Genomic DNA, 18296 nt, shown 5'->3' with positions numbered 1-18296 from the left:
CGGTGCCGTCGGTTGGTTCCAGAGCCTCGGGGTCGAAACGGGCAAGGCAACCCTCACCCAGTGTGGGCGGTAACGAGGCGGTCGGGGCATTGCGCTGCCGGGCCATGTGTCACCGCTCCCCTGCCAGACTCAATCGAACACGACAGTCTTGTTGCCGTGCACCAGTACCCGGTCTTCCAGGTGATAACGCAAGCCGCGGGCCAGCACCATCTTTTCTACGTCCCGGCCGAAGCGGACCATATCCTCGATGCTGTCGGCATGGTTCACCCGCACCACGTCCTGTTCGATGATCGGGCCGGCGTCCAGCTCTTGGGTAACGTAGTGGCAGGTGGCGCCGATCAGCTTCACACCACGCAGAGCAGCCTGATGATACGGCTTGGCACCCACGAAGGACGGCAGGAAGCTGTGGTGGATGTTGATGACCTTCTCGGCGTAATCCTGGCACAGCTGTGGCGGCAGGATTTGCATATAGCGGGCCAGCACCACCACATCGGCCGCGTGCTCCTGAACCAGGCGCGACACTTCGGCGAACGCTGGCGCCTTGTCCGCAGGGTCTACAGGCACATGGAAGAATGGAATACCGTGCCACTCGACCATGCTGCGCAGGTCGTTATGGTTGGAGATGACACAGGGGATATCGCAATCGAGTTCATCCGTGTGCCAGCGGTGCAGCAAATCGGCCAGGCAATGGGACTCACGGCTGGCCATCAACACGACGCGTTTCTTTTGCGCCGAATCGGTAATGCGCCACATCATGGAAAACTCTTCGGCAATCGGCGCAAAGGCTTCGCGGAAGGCGTCGATACCAAAGGGCAAGGATTCTGCGCGGATTTCATGACGCATGAAGAACCACCCACTCTGCACGTCGGAGTGGTGGCTGGCTTCGTTGATCCAGCCGTTGTACAACGCCAGGAAATTACTGACTTTCGCCACGATGCCGACGCGGTCGGGGCAAGCGATCACCAGACGGTAGGTGCGCATGAATAAGACTCCAGAACTTCGCAAAGGCGCACATTCTAGCGGCCCGCCAGAAAAAACGCAGTAATGATTGACGGGGCGGGCCCGAATCGTTGACCACGTGAATCAAGGCATTGTCTGACAAGGTGGGCAGACGAGACCGTCGCTTAATGTAAATTTTTGTTCACCCAGAGATATGTTGTCACAGCTTAATTAACAGTTAATGCCGCAATAACATGTTTACTTGCGAGTATCGCCTGTCTATTATTGCCCCACACATTTCCGAACACGCATTAAGGAACACTCCATGTCCCTGATCAACGAGTACCGCGCCACCGAAGAAGCCATCAAGGAACTTCAGGCCCGCCTGGCCAACCTGTCCCAGGATGACAAGCTGAAAAAAGAACTGGAGTTCGAAGGCAAACTGCGCACCTTGATGGGTGAATATTCCAAGTCGCTGCGTGACATCATTGCCCTGCTCGACCCGGATTCCAAACTGAGCAAAGCACCGCGTGGCGCCGTCAAGCCAACCGCTACCAAGCGTGCCCGCAAGGTCAAGCAATACAAAAACCCGCACAACGGTGAAGTCATCGAAACCAAAGGCGGCAACCACAAAACCCTGAAAGAATGGAAAGCCAATTGGGGTGGTGATGTGGTTGAAAGCTGGGCCACCTTGCTGGACTGATTGTCCTGCACCGCACGCTTGCCCAATAAAAAACGCCGGTATATTACCGGCGTTTTTTTATTGGGCGGTTTTAAGCGATGGCCAATTGCGCTTGCAAGTGCCGGGCGTGCAACTGCCAGGCTTGCAACACCTGCTGCCCTGCTGCGTCCCCCCCCGGCCATGCGAGCTCCAGGGCCTTGGCGAAATCGCCAAGGGTGTTCGGCGCGCCCCACTGCGGGTCAAGCAGGCGCTGTCGGCAGAAATCCTGCCAGCGTTGCTGTTCCTGCCCATTCAAGGTATCCGGAAAATTACGCGCCCGGTAACGGAACAACAATTCGGGCAACCGTGGGTCATCGAACATCCACTGCCCACGCCCCAGCTGGGCAGGTTCCGAGGTACGCACTTGTTCGCACAGGCGGCGGTCACGCTCGCCCAGAAAACCGTCGTACAGTTGCTGCTCAGGGTCTGCACTCGGTGCAAACGCTTCCTTGCCATAGATGAGTTGAAGCTTTTCCTGCCATTGCGCCTGCTGGTTGGCCAAGTCTTCGCCACGGCGTTGTAACATCGGCACATCCAGGCCCAGCCGTAGTTGGTCCTGAGGGCGCAACACTGAAAGCGGCGCCACTACCGGGCAACGGTTGATCTGTATTAGTTTGAGCGGGACCGGTAATTCACCCTCTACCAATTCATCACGCCGGGTGTACAAGCGCTGGCGCAAAGTTTCAGCAGTTTCCCACACAAGCGGTGAGGTTTCCTGATGCAGGTCGCACACAATCAGTGCATTGCGGTTGTGCGGATGCCACGCCAGTGGCAACACCACCCCCAAATAATTACGGGCGGCAGAAAAGCGACCCGATATATGCACCAGCGGCTGCAACAAGCGTATCTGCTCCATCACCTTGTGCTTGCTGCGCAGCTGGAAAAGCCATTCATATAACTTTGGCTGTTGCTGGCGAATCAAGCGCGCCAGGGCGATGGTGGCCCGTACGTCGGAAAGCGCTTCGTGGGCATGGCCATGGTCAATCCCGTTTGCCTTGGTCAGTAACTCGAGGCGCAGGCTGGTACGCCCCTCCTGTTGCGGCCATTCAATCCCCTCAGGCCTGAGCGCATAAGCGGTGCGCACCACGTCGATCAGGTCCCAGCGGCTGTTACCCCCCTGCCATTCACGGGCGTAGGGGTCGAAGAAGTTGCGGTAAAGGCTATAGCGCGTCACTTCATCGTCGAACCGCAGGGTGTTGTAGCCAGCCCCACAGGTGCCGGGCTGAGCCAGCTGTGCATGCACCCGGGACATGAACTCAGCTTCGCACAGACCCTGCTCGACGAGCTGCTGCGGGGTAATACCGGTCACCAGGCAGGCCGCTGGGTGCGGCAGGATGTCATCGGACGGCCGACAGTAAAGGTTGATGGGTTCGTCGATTTCGTTCAGCTCGAAATCGGTGCGCAGCCCGGCCATCTGCAAAGGGCGGTCGCAGCGCGGGTTGATACCGGTGGTTTCGTAGTCGTGCCAGAAAATGCTTGCGGTCACGGGGTCGTCCTGTAGCGGGGTCGACCCGATTCTAACGCGATTCCCCCATGCCGAGGCTCAAGGGCGCCTACGGCAGGTCAGACGGGGGCGTTGGCGGCGCGAAAGCTGAAGTATTCCTGCAGTGAATTCACAAAGTCGTCGAATTCGCGCGGCGCCTGCAGCAGCATGAAGCCCGAATCGTAGTGCCCTGGGGTCTGGTCCTCACGGCACCACAGGCAACTGGCCGTTAGGTTGACGAACTGGTGCCCGCCGCCCTGCAACGGCAAGCGTAATTGCAGTTCGTAATCAGGGCCTACCAGCACGGGCAGCTCACTGATGACCATCAACCCGGCCTCCGACGCGTTCCCCAAAAGGCCGATCTCCTGACCGGTAAAACGGTTGAAGACCTGAAGAACGAAGGGTAATTGATGGCGTTGTATATTGCGCTTGTTGAACATGGCGGTTGATGCAGTCCGTTCCTGGCCAGGAATGCGTGGAACTGGCGGTTTTTGTAACAGCTGAGTTACAGATTAGCGCAGGGCGCCTGGTAACTCTCACAAAATAGAACACACCTTGGCATTATCGCCAAGGTGCAGTCGTCGCCGGCTTGGCGATGGCGGGCTCGCCACTGCGATAATGGCCGAGCCGCTCCAGTGTCTGCAGGCGCGCTTGCGCCCGGTAGGCGTATTCGTTGCCGGGGTAGCGCTGAATCAGGTACTGGTAGGTTTGAGCAGCATCCACGTACAGCGCCTGACGCTCCAGGCACTGGCCACGCAGCAATGCAACCTCGGGGTGGATGAACGGGCGGGCCCGGCTGGCACGGTCGACCTGGGACAACTCGAGCATGACCCGCTGGCAGTCGCCACGGTCGTAAGCGCGGTAGGCGTTGTTCAGGTGATGGTCCATCGACCAGCGGGTACAACCGACGGCGCTGGCGGCCAGGGCTAAAACGATCAGGGTGCGCATGGGTGTCTCCTTTGCTGTCCAGCTTATCGGCCGCTGCCGGCGTTTCTTCAGCCATGGCGCGACGGGCTGTGGGTAGAGCATCAGGTAGTGAAACGGAAAAATGACTACAGCAAGATTCAGGAGTAGCCTTTCGCTGCGCTTCAATACAGGAGTCTGTGCATGACCATCCGCCGCACCAAAATCGTCGCCACCCTTGGCCCAGCCAGCAATTCGCCGGAAGTGATCGAACAACTGATCCACGCTGGCCTGGACGTGGCACGCCTGAACTTCTCTCACGGCACCCCGGACGAGCACAAGGCCCGCGCCCGCCTGATCCGTGACATCGCCGCCAAGAACGGCCGCCATGTCGCACTGCTGGGCGACCTGCAAGGCCCGAAGATCCGCATCGCCAAGTTCGCCAACAAGCGCATCGAATTGAAGATCGGTGACAAGTTCACCTTCTCCACCGCCCACCCGCTGACCGAAGGCAACCAGGATATCGTCGGTATCGACTACCCCGACCTGGTCAAGGACTGCGGTGTAGGTGACGAACTGCTGCTCGACGACGGCCGCGTGGTCATGCGCGTTGAAACCGCCACCGCAGACGCCCTGCACTGCGTGGTGATCATCGGTGGCCCGCTGTCGGACCACAAGGGCATCAACCGCAAAGGTGGTGGCCTGACCGCCCCGGCCCTGACCGAGAAGGACAAGGCCGACATCAAGCTGGCAGCCGAGATGGACCTGGATTACCTGGCCGTTTCCTTCCCGCGCGATGCCAGCGACATGGAATACGCCCGCAAGCTGCGTGACGAATCGGGCGGCAGCGCCTGGCTGGTCGCCAAGATCGAGCGCGCCGAGGCGGTTGCCGACGACGAAACCCTCGACAAGCTGATCGCTGCCTCCGACGCGGTGATGGTTGCCCGCGGTGACCTGGGTGTGGAAATCGGCGACGCCGAACTGATCGCCATCCAGAAGAAGATCATCCAGCACGCACGCCGCAACAACAAAGCGGTGATCGTGGCGACCCAGATGATGGAGTCGATGATCCAGAACCCGATGCCCACCCGTGCCGAAGTGTCCGACGTGGCCAACGCCGTGCTCGACAACACCGACGCGGTCATGCTGTCGGCCGAAAGTGCCGCCGGCGCTTACCCGATCGAGGCCGTGCAAGCCATGGCGCGCATCTGCCTGGGCGCTGAAAAGCACCCGACCAGCCAGCGCTCCAGCCACCGCCTGCACACCACCTTCGAGCGCTGTGACGAAAGCATCGCGCTGGCGGCCATGTACACCGCCAACCACTTCCCTGGGGTAAAGGCGATCATTGCCCTGACCGAAAGTGGCTACACCCCGTTGATCATGTCGCGCCTGCGCTCGCATGTGCCGATCTTCGCCCTGTCGCCACACCGTGCCACCCAGGCTCGCGCCTCGATGTTCCGCGGTGTGTACCCGATCGACTTCGACCCGGCATCGTTGCCGGCCGACAAGGTCAGCCAGGCAGCGGTCGACGAACTGCTCAAGCGTGGCCTGGTGGAACAGGGTGACTGGGTGATCCTGACCAAAGGCGACAGCTACCACACCATCGGTGGCACCAATGGCATGAAGATCCTGCATGTGGGTGATCCGCTGGTCGGTTGATCCAGCAACGCGTCAGGGGCCGCTTCGCGGCCCTATCGCAGGCAAGCCTCCCGTCAGGCATGCCCCACAAACACATCGGCGTACACCTGCCCCCGTGGCACCCCGGCGATGAACAGCCGGCGGGCAAAGCGTTCCACACGCGCCTGCCCACCGCACACCAGCGCCACAGTCTGCCGCGACGGCAGGCGCAAGCCGGCAAGCGCCTCGTCCATGTGCTCTGCCAGCACCAACTCCACACTCACCCCCTGCACCTTGCGCAGTGCATCAGCCAGATAATGCCCGGCACCGTCGTGCGCCACATGCACGAGCCTGATCTCACCCTGATGCCCCTGGCGCAGCGCCTCGCGCAAGATACCCCACAGCGGGGCCAGGCCCGTGCCTGCCGCCAGCAGCCACAGCGGCCGCGCCTGCCAGTCCGGGTCGTAATGAAGGGCCCCGCCGCGCAGCTCGCCCAAGCGCACCGGGTCACCCACCTGCACAGCCCGGGCAAGGTCACAAAACGCGCCGGGGTGACGGCAGTCGATATGAAATTCAAGGCATTCGTCCTCACCCGGCAAACTGGCGAGGGAATAGGGCCGTGCCACGCCGCCCAGCCACAGCACCACGTGCTGCCCGGCCTGGTAGCGCAGCGGCCGCTCCGGCCGCAGTTGCAGGCGCAGCACCGTGCCTGCCCAGCCCAGCGCGGCCACCGTGGCCGTCACGCCATGCTGGCGCGGGTCGAACAACGCCACCTGCAAGTTCTCGACTACCCGGCACTGGCAGGCCAGCCGCCAGCCCTGGGCATGCTTGTCCAAGGCCAGGGCCTCGGGGAGCGCATCCAGCGCTTGTCCGGCCAGGCATTGCACAAGGCAGGCATGGCAGCTACCGGCCCTGCAGCTGTAGGGCACGTTCAGGCCAGCGTCGTTCAGGGCGTCCAGCAGGTTGCTGCCGTTCGGTACTGTCCAGCGGTGCTCCCCCACGCAGAGTTCGGGCATGTTCGGTACAGTCTCCGGTGAATGGGGTGGTGTAGGCCGATTCTACGGCAGCAAAAAGGATGCCGGCCAGCGACCGACCAAGGTCCCCATCGGCTGCAGGTGTGCCACGCCCTGATGCGCGCTATACTGCCGCGCCTTTTTACGTCGGCCTGACCTGCCGGCGCCTGCAAGGCGCTTCGACACGCTGGTCGGCACCGTCGAGCGCCGTAATGAATGTTCCCGTCTTCAAGAGGAGCGCGCTGCATGACCGTGATCAAGCAAGACGACCTGATTCAGAGCGTCGCCGATGCCCTGCAATTCATTTCGTACTACCACCCCGTCGATTTCATCCAGGCCATGCACGAGGCCTACCTGCGCGAAGAGTCGCCGGCTGCACGCGATTCCATCGCCCAGATCCTGATCAACTCGCGCATGTGCGCCACCGGCCACCGCCCGATCTGCCAGGACACCGGTATCGTCACCGTGTTCGTGCGCGTGGGCATGGACGTGCGCTGGGACGGCGCCACCCTGAGCGTCGACGACATGATCAACGAAGGTGTGCGCCGCGCCTACAACCTGCCTGAAAACGTGCTGCGTGCATCGATCCTGGCCGACCCGGCCGGCGCTCGCAAGAACACCAAGGACAACACCCCGGCCGTTATCCATTACTCCATCGTCCCCGGCGACAAGGTTGAAGTGGACGTGGCCGCCAAGGGTGGCGGTTCGGAGAACAAGTCGAAGATGGCCATGCTCAACCCATCCGACTCCATCGTCGACTGGGTTCTCAAGACCGTGCCGACCATGGGCGCCGGCTGGTGCCCGCCTGGCATGCTCGGCATCGGCATCGGCGGCACCGCCGAGAAGGCCGCCGTCATGGCCAAGGAAGTGTTGATGGAATCCATCGACATCCACGAGCTCAAGGCCCGTGGCCCGCAGAACCGCCTGGAAGAAATTCGCCTGGAGCTGTTCGAAAAGGTCAACCAACTGGGCATCGGTGCCCAGGGCCTGGGTGGCCTCACCACCGTGCTCGACGTCAAGATCATGGACTACCCGACCCACGCCGCTTCGCTGCCGGTGTGCATGATCCCCAACTGCGCCGCCACCCGCCACGCCCACTTCGTGCTCGATGGCTCGGGCCCGGCTGAGCTGGAAGCCCCGTCGCTGGACGCCTACCCGGAAATCGTCTGGGAAGCTGGCCCAAGCGCTCGCCGCGTCAACCTCGACGACATCACCCCGGAAGAAGTCGCCAGCTGGAAGCCGGGCGAAACCATCCTGCTCAACGGCAAGATGCTCACCGGCCGCGACGCTGCCCACAAGCGCATGGTCGAAATGCTCAACCGTGGCGAAGCGCTGCCGGTCGACCTGAAAGGCCGCTTCATCTACTACGTGGGCCCGGTCGACCCGGTGGGTGACGAAGTCGTTGGCCCAGCCGGCCCGACCACCGCTACGCGGATGGACAAATTCACCCGTCAAATCCTTGAGCAGACCGGCCTGCTGGGCATGATCGGCAAGTCCGAGCGCGGCCCGACCGCTATCGAGGCGATCAAGGACAACAAGGCCGTGTACCTGATGGCCGTGGGTGGCGCTGCCTACCTGGTGGCCCAGGCCATCCGTAAGTCGAAGGTGCTGGCCTTCGCCGAGCTGGGCATGGAAGCGATCTACGAGTTCGAGGTCAAGGACATGCCGGTTACCGTCGCGGTAGACAGTAACGGTGAGTCTGTGCACATCACGGGCCCTGCCCTGTGGCAGAGCAAGATTGCCCAGAGCCTGGCAGTCGAAGTGAAGTAAAACCTGCCTCGCCGGCAAGCCCGCTCCCATTGCGTTACCCCTGTGGGAGCGGGCCTGACTGCGATGCGAGCATCACGGTCATCACAGCATTCTTTCAAACTGCTCCGGCCAGTCCCGCCAGGTAAAAACCTGCCCTTCCCGCCGCACCCGCCGCACCTCTTCCAGGTCCAGGTCACACACCAGCCACTGGCTGCCGACCGGGTCAAGCCCTTCACTCAAAGCCATCACCCCATCACCCGGCATGCCGTGATCCGGCGGTACGAACAGCCCTGCCCGGCCGATGTTTTCGTCCAGCGCCGGCGACCACGGCGCACGGCCTACCGTGGGGCTTTGCAACACGGCAATCTGGTTTTCCAGCGCACGCGCCTGGGCACCGATGCGCACCCGGTGGTAACCCGCCTCGGTGTCGGTGCAGCTCGGCGCCAGGATCAGGTCGGCCCCCTGTTCAGCCAGCCGACGGGCCAGCAGGGGGAACTCGTTGTCGTAGCAGACCAGAATGCCCAGGCGCCCCAGCTCGGTATCGAACACCTGCAAACCCTGCCCGGCGGCAATCCCCCACTGCTCCCGCTCGAAGCGGGTCATCATCAGTTTGTCCTGATACCCCAGGCAGCCCTGCGGGCCGAACAGCCAGGCGCGGTTGCGGTACAACCCGTCATCGTCCAGCACCGGCAGCGTGCCCGGCTGCAGGTACACATTCCAGCGCTTGGCGATGCCCGCGCACAGCGCCTTCCACGGCTCGATCAGCGGCCCCATGGCAGCAATTGATGTGCCCAGGTCGCCCCGCTGCCGCGCCGAAAGCTGGCCACTGAGTACCAGCCCGGCGTATTCCGGTAACAGCAGCAGGCGGGCGCCAGCGTCCACGGCCTCGGCGCACAGCGCCTGCAGGTGGCCGGCATAGGCGTCCCAGGTTTCGTGCAGCTCGATTGCATACTGGCAAGCCGCAACGCGGATCACAGTGGCAATTCCTTGAGCCAGAACGACATCAGTTTGTCGGAGCTTTCCGGTTCATCCAGGTCACGCCATGCGTAACGAGTGCGCAACGATGGGTCGTGCAGAAACCCCCGGTTGCGCCAGAAGCCATGCAGTGGCTTGTAGTCAGCCGGCCTTCGCGGGTGCACCCCAGGCCGTTCGACGGCGCAAAACGCGCAGTAGTCGAACTCGGCCAGCTTGTGCGCGTAAGACTCACGCTCGATGAAAAAGCGCACACCCAGGCCCTGCCCCCGGTACTCGGGCAGCACCACCGATTCACCGAAGTAATAGACGCTGGCCGGGTCACGCCCCTGGGCCAGAAACGGCTGCTGCAGCTCGGGTGCCACATCCACCAGCGGCAGGCCGGTGGAGGCGCCCACCACCTTGCCGTCGTCCAGTGCCAGCACCACAAGGCTGCGCCCAGAGCGGGCATACGTGGCGAGGTAGTCGGCTTCGTACTCGGGCGAGCCGTCGTAGAGGTAGGGGAACTCGCGGAACACGTTCAGGCGCAGACGAGCGAGGTCATCGATGTAAGGCGCGATAGCGGCGCCGTGCAACAGGCGTATTTCCATGCTTGGCGGTCGTTTTGTCGATGTGGATGACGCGCTCGGCTAAGCCGGGCTTGAGGGGAAACCCTATCATCCGGGCCAACGACGCGCCTTTTCCCTACACGACAGGTATTGTTCCATGACCGCTACCGAACTGGTAAATGCTTACTACACCGCTTTCAATGCGGGCGACATGCCAGCCTTTCTCGCGCTGCTCAGCGAAGACGTGATCCACGACATCAACCAGGGTGAGCGGCAGATGGGCAAGGCCAGCTTCGCGGCCTTCATGGGCAAGATGAACCGCTGCTACCGCGAGCGCCTGGCCGACATCGTCGTCATGCAGAACGCCGACGGCAGCCGCGCGGCCGCCGAGTTCACCGTGCACGGCCAGTACCTGGAAGCCGATGAAGGCCTGCCGGCCGCCAAGGGGCAGACCTACGTGCTACCGGCCGGAGCCTTCTTTTACATCCACTGCGGGAAGATTGCCCGCGTGACCAACTACTACAACCTCAACGACTGGGTCGAGCAGGTTGCCTGAGCCACGCGCTTACGAGATGCGGGTGCCCAGCACTTTCAGGAAGGCCGCCAGCCACGCCGGGTGCGCAGGCCAGGCAGGCGCGGTGACCAGGTTGCCATCCACATGGGCCTGGTCGACCGCGATGTCGATGAATGTGCCCCCTGCCAGGCGCACTTCCGGCGCACACGCCGGGTAGGCGCTGCACTCGCGGCCTTTGAGCACCCCCGCGGCCGCCAGCAGTTGCGCACCATGGCACACGGCGGCAATCGGCTTGCCGGCCTGGTCGAAGGCGCGCACCAGGTCCAGCACCTTCTCGTTCAGGCGCAGGTATTCAGGGGCCCGGCCGCCGGGGATCAGCAGGGCGTCATAGCTTTCGGGGCGAGCCCGCACAAAGTCGTGGTTCAGGGCAAAATGGTGCCCGGGCTTTTCGCTGTAGGTCTGCTCGCCCTCGAAGTCGTGGATGGCTGTGCGCACGGTCTGCCCTGCGACCTTTTCCGGGCACACCGCATGCACCGTATGGCCGACCATGCTCAGCGCCTGGAACGGCACCATGGCCTCGTAATCTTCCACGTAGTCGCCCACCAGCATGAGAATCTTCTTCGCCGTCATCGCATCCGCTCCATCCATTGCCTGTGAACTGTCATCCCACCATAGCCGCTCTCAGTCGCGGCGGTCGAGCAGGTTGGCCACCAGCCGGTCCAGCCAGCCCCAGACGCGCTGCTTCACCCGTCGCCACAGCGGCCGCGCATTCCAGTGGTCCAGGTCGACTTCCTGGCTTTGCGCAAAATCGCGCTCGAAGCTGGCGACCACGGCGGCCGTCAGTGCCGGGTCCAGAGCCTCGATGTTGGCTTCGAGGTTGAAGCGCAGGTTCCAGTGATCGAAGTTGCACGAACCGATGCTTACCCAGTCATCCACCACCACCATTTTCAGGTGCAGGAAACACGGCTGGTATTCGAAGATCCGCACGCCGGCACGCAACAGGCGGGGGTAGTAGCGGTGCCCGGCATAGCGGACCGACGGGTGATCGGTACGCGGGCCGGTCAGCAGCAGGCGCACATCCACCCCCTTGCCAGCGGCGCGGCGCAACGAGCGGCGCACGCTCCAGGTAGGTAGAAAATATGGCGTGGCCAGCCACACCCGCTGGGTGCCGCTGTTAAGCGCGCGCACCAGCGCGTGCAGGATGTCCTGGTGCTGGCGGGCGTCGGCATAGGCTACCCGGCCCAGACCCTGCCCCTTCGCCGGCACTTTGGGCAAGCGCGGCAGGCCAAACCCTTCGGCAGGGCGCCAGGCCGTGCGACGGTGGTTGGCCTGCCACTGGCGGTCGAACAGCAACTGCCAGTCGCTCACCACCGGGCCCTGTATCTGCACCATCACTTCATGCCAATCGCTGGCGGCAGCGTCTGGCCGCCAGAATTCGTCGGTCACACCCGTGCCGCCCACCACCGCCCAGCGCTCGTCCACCAACAGCAACTTGCGATGATCGCGGTAGAGGTTGCGCAAACCGCGCTTCCAGTGCAGGCGGTTGTACCAGCGCAGGTATACACCGGCATCCACCAGGCGCTGGCGCAACGCGCTGTTGAAGGCCAGGGAGCCGTAGTCATCGAACAGGCAGCGCACCCGCACACCGCGCCGGGCGGTGTGTTCAAGGGCCTGGACCACGGCCTCGGCGCAGGTGCCTGCTTCGACCAGGTACAACTCAAGGTCGACTTGGGTCTGGGCCCCGCTGATGGCCGCGAGCATGCGCGGGAAAAATTCGGGGCCATCGATCAGCAGTTCGAACTGGTTGCCATCCCGCCAGGGGAAGACTGGCCCCGGCATGTCAGCGGGCGGTGAAGATCAGCACCGCATTGACCGGCACCGAGGGGTTGATGGATTTGAGCTTGGCGAACTTGCGCAGGGTTTCCAGCCCTGGCAGCAGGCCGAAGTCTTCGGCACGCAGCACCAGCGGCTCCAGGGTCACCACCTGAAAACGCCGCTGGTCCAGGCGCGTTGCCAGCAACAGGGCATCGTAGTTGTGCGACTGGCCATGCAAGGTCACCGTCACCGGCAGGCGCAGTTCGATCTGCGCACCGTCGGCCAGGTCGTTGATGGGCCGCAGGTCCAGTTGCGCCTGTACCTGCGCCTCGGCAAAGCGGCCGACTTCGAACAGGTCGTCGCGCATACGCTCATCCCTCAACGGGATGCCGCTGCTGACCGAATCCATCTCGATGCGCAGCCCTGCAACACCCTTGCGGTCGACCGACCCATGCAACACGAGAAAACGGTGCACTTCAGCCGTGTCGCCGTTCTTGCCGGTAATGAAGGACAACCGTGACGATTCCCCGTCGAGGTGCCAGTTGGCCTGTACAGGTACGCAGAATGCCAGCAGCAAGGCCGGCAGCAGGCGGGGCAGTTTGAACATGACGGATCTCGTAAAACCAGGCCGCCAACCTTACCGCGCCGCTCTTCATGGCAGCAAGCGGCAGCCTGCACGTGGGCCCTGCCAGCGCGCCTGTGCACGTTGGCCCAGGCCCTCGGCAGTGATCTGCCGCTGCAGGGTGTTTTCCTGTAGATGGCTCAAGGGCAACCACTGTTTGACATAGGCACCGCAGTATTCAGGCGTGAACCCCATGACGAAGCGACACGAGCAGTACTCCTTGGCCGAGTAGGCGGCAAGGATACCCGGGAAATCGCCCAGCGCCTGGCGTTCACTCCAGGCCCACCCGCACAGCGCCACTACCAACAGCCATGCTACCCGCTTCATCCGCCCGGCCCTGCCAACGCCGCCAGCACGCGCTTGAGCAACGCGTCATGCCGGTAGCTGGCGTCACGGTCATCGGCATAGCGCACGATGACCAGGTTCTGCTCCGGTACCACATACAGCGCCTGGCCCCAATGCCCCAAGGCGGCGTAGGTACCTGCCGGTGCACTCGGCCAGGGCCGTTGGTCATCGGCGTCTGGCTGGTTCAGCCACCAGTGGCCGCCGGGGCTGGGCTCACCGGGCTCACGGCGGGCATTGGCAAATGACGTGCGGTTGAACGCCACCCAGTCAGCGGGCAGCAACTGCCGGCCATGCCAGCGGCCATCGCGCAGCATCAGCAGGCCGATACGGGCCAGGTCGCGGGCAGTCAAGTACAGGTAGGAGGAGCCAACGAAGGTGCCGGCAGCGTCACGCTCCCACACCGCGCTGTCGATGCCCAGCGGCGTGAACAAGGCCTGCCAGGGGTAATCCGGGTACTGCGCGGTGCCCAGCATGCCGCGCAGGCCGGCGGCCAACAGGTTGCTGTCACCGCTGGAGTATATAAATTGCTGGCCAGCCGGCGCTGCCGCCTCGTGGCTGGCCGCATAGGCCGCCATATCGCTGCGGCCTCGGGTGTACAGCATGGCCACCACCGAAGACTTGAGCGGCGCGTATTCGTAATCCTCCTGCCATTGCAACCCACTGGCCCAATGCAGCAGGTCCGCCATGCGCACGTCCGGGTGCGCGGCCATGGCGGGATAGAAGCGCGCCAGCGGGTCCTGCAAATGGAAGCGGCCTTGCCCGTAGGCCACCCCAAGCACGGTGGCGAGCACGCTTTTGCTCACCGACCAGGTGAGGTGTGCAGTGCTGGCGGTGGTTGGCGCGGCGTAACGTTCGTGAACGATGAGCCCGTCGCGGACGATCAGCAGGGCATCGGTGCGGACGCCATCACGCCCGGCACCGGTGCGCGATGGGAACGCATAGGCGTCCACCGCTTGCCAGTCCAGCGTATCGGGTGCGCGCTGCCAGTGCGCATCAGGCCACGGCTCAGCCTGGGCGGTGGTGATGCATAGAAACAGCAACAGGCCTTTGAGCATTGCGGTTCGGGCTCTCTGTAGCAGGCATCGATGATGTGCGCAGCAGGCTACGGCCCTTTCGTGACAGTTGCGCAGTGCTGGCGGGTGTCATGCAAGCATCACCAAAGGTTCATGGGGGTGACACCGGGTCTACCTAGGCTGACCTTGCACAACAAAGCCGACCGGCCGCTCTTCCATGGCTGGCTTATGGAGACTCGCAATGACTCGGATCGCTCACACTGGCGACAACAGCACCGAACGCCGTCTGCAAGCCGAACGCCTGGTAGGCGAAGCGGCCCTTCAAGAAGCCCAGGCCTTGCGCTATCAAGTATTCAGCGCGGAGTTCAAAGCCAAGCTCAAAGGTGCCGAGCACGGCCTGGACAGGGATGACTACGACGTTCACTGCCGCCACATTGGTGTGCGTGACCTGAATACCGGCAAGCTGGTGGCTACCACTCGCCTGCTCGACCACCAGGCCGCCAGCAGCCTGGGCCGCTTCTACAGCGAAGAAGAGTTCAGCCTGCATGGCCTGGTGCAGTTGCAAGGCCCGATCCTGGAACTGGGCCGTACCTGCGTTGCCCCCGACTACCGCAACGGCGGCACCATCGCCGTGTTGTGGGGTGAACTGGCCGAAGTGCTCAACGAGGGGCGCTACAGCTACCTGATGGGCTGCGCCAGCATTCCCATGCAGGACGGCGGTATCCAGGCTCACGCGGTGATGCAGCGCCTGCGCGAGCGCTACCTGTGCACCGAGCACCTGCGTGCCGAGCCACGTAACCCGCTGCCCAAACTGGCCTTGCCCAGCAACGTGATCGCAGAAATGCCACCCCTGCTCAAGGCCTACATGCGCCTGGGGGCGAAGATCTGCGGTGAACCGTGCTGGGACCAGGACTTCCAGGTGGCCGATGTGTTCATCCTGCTCAAACGCGACGAGTTGTGCCCGCGTTATGCCCGCCACTTCAAGGCGGCAGTCTGATGACCAGGCTGCGGGTGCTGGCCCGCCTGTGCCGGCTGCTGATGGTGGTAGTACTGGGCATGCTGATGGCAAGCGTGATCGCTGTGGGCGAACGCCTTGGCGTAAAAGCCAACCTTGAACGCCGCCAGCGCTGGAGCTGCATATTCATGAAGCGCCTGGTGGCTGCCCTGCCCTTCGACGTGCAGGTACGCGGCCAACTGCCGCGCCAGCCGATGCTGTGGGTCAGCAACCACGTGTCCTGGACCGATATCCCACTGCTGGGCATGCTGCTGCCGCTGTCGTTCCTGTCCAAGGCCGAAGTGCGGCACTGGCCGGTCGCCGGCTGGCTGGCCGAGCAGGCCGGTACACTGTTCATCCGCCGTGGCGGGGGCGATGGCCAGCGCCTGCGCGAGCAGATCAGCGAGCAGTTGGGCCAGGCCAGGCCGCTGCTGATTTTCCCCGAAGGCACCACCACGGATGGTTCCCAATTGCGCACCTTCCATGGCCGCTTGCTGGCCGGGGCAATTGACCAGGGCGTGGCGGTGCAGCCGGTTGCCATCGAGTATCTGCGCGACGGCAAGCCTGACCCTGTTGCCCCGTTCATTGGCGATGATGATCTGGTGTCCCACCTCATGCGCCTGTTCGCACAGCCACGCAGCCAGGTACACATCCACCTGTTACCACCGGTTCAGAGTGCGGGCAAGGAGCGCGCGGTGCTGGCCCTGCAGGCACAACAAGCCATCCAGGTGGCATTGTTCGGCTTCGAAGTCGTAGCAGCAGCCCCACGCCGCCAGCCAAAGGCCGCTTGAGCAAATCGCCCCGTCGCTCGCGATGCGCCGCAAACGTGGCGCATTCCCCCTACCTGCCCACCTCCAACTGCAGCGCCGCAAAACCCTGCAGCTGCGGGTAAAACGCTCGGAAGTCCGCCAACAACGGCTCATACAACCGTTCAAGCTCCCCCATCACCCCTTCCATGCCTTCCGGGCGCGACAGCCGCCGGGCGATGCCATTGAAGACGTGCTCAAGCACCGCAAAATCTCCGTATGCCCCCAGCCAGTCATCGGCTGCCATGGAAGGCGCGATGCGCCCCAGCCGCCCCGGCAGTTCAGGCTCGGCCAGCAGTACCCGATAGAACTGCGCAGTGAACTCGGCCAGGGGCTGCTTGGCATAATCGTGCCAGTGCCGCGCCAGGCAATGGTCGAAGAACACATCCAGCACAATCCCGGCAAAGCGCCGACGCTCACGCGGAAAGCGCGCCAGCGCGGCGAGTACCAAGGGGTGCTGGTCGGTGTAGCTGTCGATACGGCGGTGCAAGCGAATGGCCGCTTCCAGCGTGGGTGGAAAACGCCCTTCCAGCGAGCCCTTGACGAAGTCGCCGTACAGGCTGCCGAGCATTTGCTGGGGTTCGGAGCCCCCAAGGTGCAGGTGTGCAAGATAATTCATGGCCGCAGTCTAGCACCCCGGCACACGTATATCGCTGGAGGGCGATATACCGATCAGCGATCAGCTGATAACGCTTTCATATTTGTATATCGCGAAATACCGATGTAAGTTTCGCCCTATCGCGATAGACCGCTACAGCACGAGCCACACCATGCCACTCGATCTCGACGACATCATAAAAGCACTGGCACACCCGGCCAGGCGAGAAATCCTCGGTTGGTTGAAAGACCCGGCCACGCACTTCCCGGACCAGTACCACAGCACCGACAACGGTGTGTGTGCCGGGCAGATAGACCAGCGCTGCGCACTGTCGCAGTCCACCGTTTCTGCCCACCTGGCCACGTTGCAGCGTGCCGGGCTGATCACCAGCCAGAAGATTGGCCAATGGCACTTCTTCAAGCGCAACGAAGTCACCATCAAGGCGTTTCTCGAACAACTGCGCCAAGCCCTCTGACCAGCAGGTAACCGCTATGACCACGCTTTTCGATCCAATCACCCTGGGCGACCTGGAACTGCCCAACCGCATCATCATGGCCCCTCTCACCCGCTGCCGGGCAGACGCCGACCGCGTACCCACCGCACTGATGGCTGAGTACTATGTGCAACGGGCCAGTGCCGGGCTCATCCTCAGCGAGGCCACCTCGGTCAGCACCATGGGCGTCGGCTACCCGGACACGCCCGGCATCTGGAACGATGAGCAGGTACGCGGCTGGAACAATGTCACCAAGGCGGTGCACGCTGCTGGCGGGCGCATCTTCCTGCAGCTGTGGCATGTGGGCCGCATTTCCCACCCCAGCTACCTGAACGGCGAACTGCCGGTGGCCCCGAGCGCCATCCAGCCCAAAGGCCACGTAAGCCTGGTGCGGCCCCTCAGCGACTACCCCACCCCGCGCGCGCTGGAAACCGAAGAAATTCGCGACATCGTCGAGGCCTACCGCAGCGGTGCCGAAAACGCCAAGGCCGCAGGTTTTGATGGGGTGGAGATTCACGGTGCCAACGGCTACCTGCTGGATCAGTTCCTGCAGAGCAGCACCAACCAGCGCAGCGACCGCTACGGCGGCTCACTCGAAAACCGTGCGCGCCTGCTGCTGGAAGTGACCGATGTGGTTATCGAGGTGTGGGGCGCCGAGCGCGTGGGCATGCACCTGGCACCCCGTGCCGACGCCCACGACATGGGCGATGCCGACCGCGCAGAAACCTTCACCTACGTCGCCCAGCAGCTGGGCAAGCGCGGCATTGCCTTCATCTGCTCGCGCGAGCGCGAAGCCGACGACAGCCTGGGCCCGCTGATCAAGCAGGCATTCGGCGGCCCCTATATCGTCAACGAGCGTTTCGACAAAGCCAGTGCCAACGCAGCCCTGGCCAACGGCAAGGCAGATGCAGTGGCGTTTGGCGTGCCGTTCATTGCCAACCCGGACCTGCCGGCGCGGCTGGCGGCCGATGCCCCGTTGAACGAAGCCCACCCGGAAACCTTTTATGGCAACGGTGCGGTTGGTTACATCGATTATCCCCGCCTGTAGGCCCGAAGCTCGCGATGGGGTGCGCAGCGCGCCCCTGTACTCCATGATTGATGCTGATACCGCTGGGGCTGCGTTGCAGCCCATCGCGACCTGCGGTCGCTCC

The 18296-nt window shown here is 63.3% G+C and carries 21 protein-coding genes; 8 read left to right on the top strand and 13 right to left on the bottom strand.

The features are described from left to right. Window positions 1-129 precede the first annotated feature (129 nt). Window positions 130-981, bottom strand: a complete 852-nt coding sequence (gene purU / locus IAE33_RS14685; protein WP_201164029.1) for a formyltetrahydrofolate deformylase — start codon at window positions 979-981, stop codon at window positions 130-132. A gap of 283 nt (window positions 982-1264) precedes the next feature. Here purU and mvaT point away from each other — a divergent pair, with 283 nt between their 5' ends. Then, the gene (gene mvaT, locus IAE33_RS14680) at window positions 1265-1642 is read left to right on the top strand and encodes a histone-like nucleoid-structuring protein MvaT (protein WP_028635126.1); all 378 of its coding nucleotides are present in this window, start codon (window positions 1265-1267) and stop codon (window positions 1640-1642) included. 70 nt (window positions 1643-1712) lie between these two features. Here mvaT and sbcB read toward each other — a convergent pair whose 3' ends face one another. From sbcB to IAE33_RS14665, 3 genes are all read right to left on the bottom strand, one after another. Then, window positions 1713-3146 carry an exodeoxyribonuclease I gene (gene sbcB, locus IAE33_RS14675; protein ID WP_201164028.1) on the bottom strand — a complete coding sequence of 478 codons (1434 nt, stop codon included), beginning with the start codon at window positions 3144-3146 and terminating at the stop codon, window positions 1713-1715. Window positions 3147-3223: 77 nt separating this feature from the next. Then, the gene (locus IAE33_RS14670; protein WP_201164027.1) at window positions 3224-3583 is read right to left on the bottom strand and encodes a PilZ domain-containing protein; all 360 of its coding nucleotides are present in this window, start codon (window positions 3581-3583) and stop codon (window positions 3224-3226) included. A 121-nt stretch (window positions 3584-3704) separates the two neighbouring features. Continuing rightward, entirely contained in the window at window positions 3705-4091 is a 387-nt protein-coding gene (locus IAE33_RS14665) for a tetratricopeptide repeat protein (RefSeq protein WP_028635129.1), read from the bottom strand. A gap of 159 nt (window positions 4092-4250) precedes the next feature. Here IAE33_RS14665 and pyk point away from each other — a divergent pair, with 159 nt between their 5' ends. After that, the gene (gene pyk / locus IAE33_RS14660; protein WP_201164026.1) at window positions 4251-5705 is read left to right on the top strand and encodes a pyruvate kinase; all 1455 of its coding nucleotides are present in this window, start codon (window positions 4251-4253) and stop codon (window positions 5703-5705) included. Window positions 5706-5758: 53 nt separating this feature from the next. Here the strand turns inward: pyk and IAE33_RS14655 are convergent, their stop codons facing one another. Beyond that, complete coding sequence (locus IAE33_RS14655; RefSeq protein ID WP_201164025.1) at window positions 5759-6679, bottom strand: iron-sulfur-binding ferredoxin reductase; 921 nt, start codon at window positions 6677-6679, stop codon at window positions 5759-5761. A 243-nt stretch (window positions 6680-6922) separates the two neighbouring features. On the opposite strand from IAE33_RS14655, the gene IAE33_RS14650 reads away from it, so the two are divergent. Continuing rightward, a complete protein-coding gene (locus IAE33_RS14650) occupies window positions 6923-8446 on the top strand; it encodes a fumarate hydratase (protein ID WP_009685641.1) in 1524 nt (507 codons plus the stop codon). A gap of 81 nt (window positions 8447-8527) precedes the next feature. Here the strand turns inward: IAE33_RS14650 and IAE33_RS14645 are convergent, their stop codons facing one another. Both IAE33_RS14645 and IAE33_RS14640 read right to left on the bottom strand, forming a co-directional pair. Continuing rightward, window positions 8528-9400 carry a carbon-nitrogen hydrolase family protein gene (locus tag IAE33_RS14645; RefSeq protein WP_201164024.1) on the bottom strand — a complete coding sequence of 291 codons (873 nt, stop codon included), beginning with the start codon at window positions 9398-9400 and terminating at the stop codon, window positions 8528-8530. Beyond that, window positions 9397-9987 (bottom strand): GNAT family N-acetyltransferase, encoded by a 591-nt coding sequence (locus IAE33_RS14640; protein WP_028635133.1) that lies wholly within the window; start codon window positions 9985-9987, stop codon window positions 9397-9399. The genes IAE33_RS14645 and IAE33_RS14640 overlap by 4 nt, the downstream gene beginning before the upstream one ends. A gap of 115 nt (window positions 9988-10102) precedes the next feature. On the opposite strand from IAE33_RS14640, the gene IAE33_RS14635 reads away from it, so the two are divergent. Then, window positions 10103-10501, top strand: coding sequence for a nuclear transport factor 2 family protein (locus tag IAE33_RS14635; RefSeq protein ID WP_201164023.1), 399 nt, complete (start codon window positions 10103-10105; stop codon window positions 10499-10501). A gap of 9 nt (window positions 10502-10510) precedes the next feature. On the opposite strand, the gene IAE33_RS14630 is transcribed toward IAE33_RS14635, so the two are convergent. The 5 genes from IAE33_RS14630 to IAE33_RS14610 are packed head-to-tail and all read right to left on the bottom strand — an operon-like array spanning window position 10511 to window position 14296. Next, window positions 10511-11089, bottom strand: coding sequence for a DJ-1/PfpI family protein (locus IAE33_RS14630; protein WP_060482479.1), 579 nt, complete (start codon window positions 11087-11089; stop codon window positions 10511-10513). 51 nt (window positions 11090-11140) lie between these two features. Further along, entirely contained in the window at window positions 11141-12298 is a 1158-nt protein-coding gene (locus tag IAE33_RS14625; RefSeq protein WP_201164022.1) for a phospholipase D-like domain-containing protein, read from the bottom strand. A gap of 1 nt (window position 12299) precedes the next feature. Further along, window positions 12300-12881 carry a YceI family protein gene (locus IAE33_RS14620; protein ID WP_201164021.1) on the bottom strand — a complete coding sequence of 194 codons (582 nt, stop codon included), beginning with the start codon at window positions 12879-12881 and terminating at the stop codon, window positions 12300-12302. Between the two features lie 45 nt (window positions 12882-12926). Then, the gene (locus IAE33_RS14615; RefSeq protein ID WP_201164020.1) at window positions 12927-13223 is read right to left on the bottom strand and encodes an amidase; all 297 of its coding nucleotides are present in this window, start codon (window positions 13221-13223) and stop codon (window positions 12927-12929) included. Further along, window positions 13220-14296, bottom strand: coding sequence for a serine hydrolase domain-containing protein (locus IAE33_RS14610; protein WP_201164019.1), 1077 nt, complete (start codon window positions 14294-14296; stop codon window positions 13220-13222). The genes IAE33_RS14615 and IAE33_RS14610 overlap by 4 nt, the downstream gene beginning before the upstream one ends. Window positions 14297-14495: 199 nt before the next feature. Between IAE33_RS14610 and olsB the strand changes: the two genes are divergently transcribed. Next, entirely contained in the window at window positions 14496-15251 is a 756-nt protein-coding gene (olsB, locus tag IAE33_RS14605; protein ID WP_028635140.1) for an L-ornithine N(alpha)-acyltransferase, read from the top strand. After that, window positions 15251-16039: a lysophospholipid acyltransferase family protein gene (locus IAE33_RS14600; protein ID WP_201164018.1), complete on the top strand. Its 789-nt coding sequence runs from the start codon at window positions 15251-15253 to the stop codon at window positions 16037-16039. Before olsB ends, IAE33_RS14600 begins: the two co-directional genes overlap by 1 nt. A gap of 49 nt (window positions 16040-16088) precedes the next feature. Here IAE33_RS14600 and IAE33_RS14595 read toward each other — a convergent pair whose 3' ends face one another. Continuing rightward, the gene (locus IAE33_RS14595) at window positions 16089-16673 is read right to left on the bottom strand and encodes an acyl carrier protein phosphodiesterase (protein WP_201164017.1); all 585 of its coding nucleotides are present in this window, start codon (window positions 16671-16673) and stop codon (window positions 16089-16091) included. A 151-nt stretch (window positions 16674-16824) separates the two neighbouring features. On the opposite strand from IAE33_RS14595, the gene IAE33_RS14590 reads away from it, so the two are divergent. Both IAE33_RS14590 and IAE33_RS14585 read left to right on the top strand, forming a co-directional pair. Beyond that, entirely contained in the window at window positions 16825-17127 is a 303-nt protein-coding gene (locus IAE33_RS14590; RefSeq protein ID WP_028635143.1) for an ArsR/SmtB family transcription factor, read from the top strand. A gap of 16 nt (window positions 17128-17143) precedes the next feature. Next, on the top strand, window positions 17144-18193 hold the full coding sequence (locus tag IAE33_RS14585; RefSeq protein ID WP_201164016.1) for an alkene reductase: 1050 nt from the start codon (window positions 17144-17146) through the stop codon (window positions 18191-18193). Window positions 18194-18296 lie beyond the last annotated feature (103 nt).

The organism is Pseudomonas sp. S60 (assembly GCF_016647865.1).
Taxonomy (GTDB): Bacteria; Pseudomonadota; Gammaproteobacteria; order Pseudomonadales; family Pseudomonadaceae; genus Aquipseudomonas; species Aquipseudomonas parafulva.
Note: the sequence above shows the minus strand (reverse complement) of the source record. Positions and strands in the feature narration are given on the sequence as shown.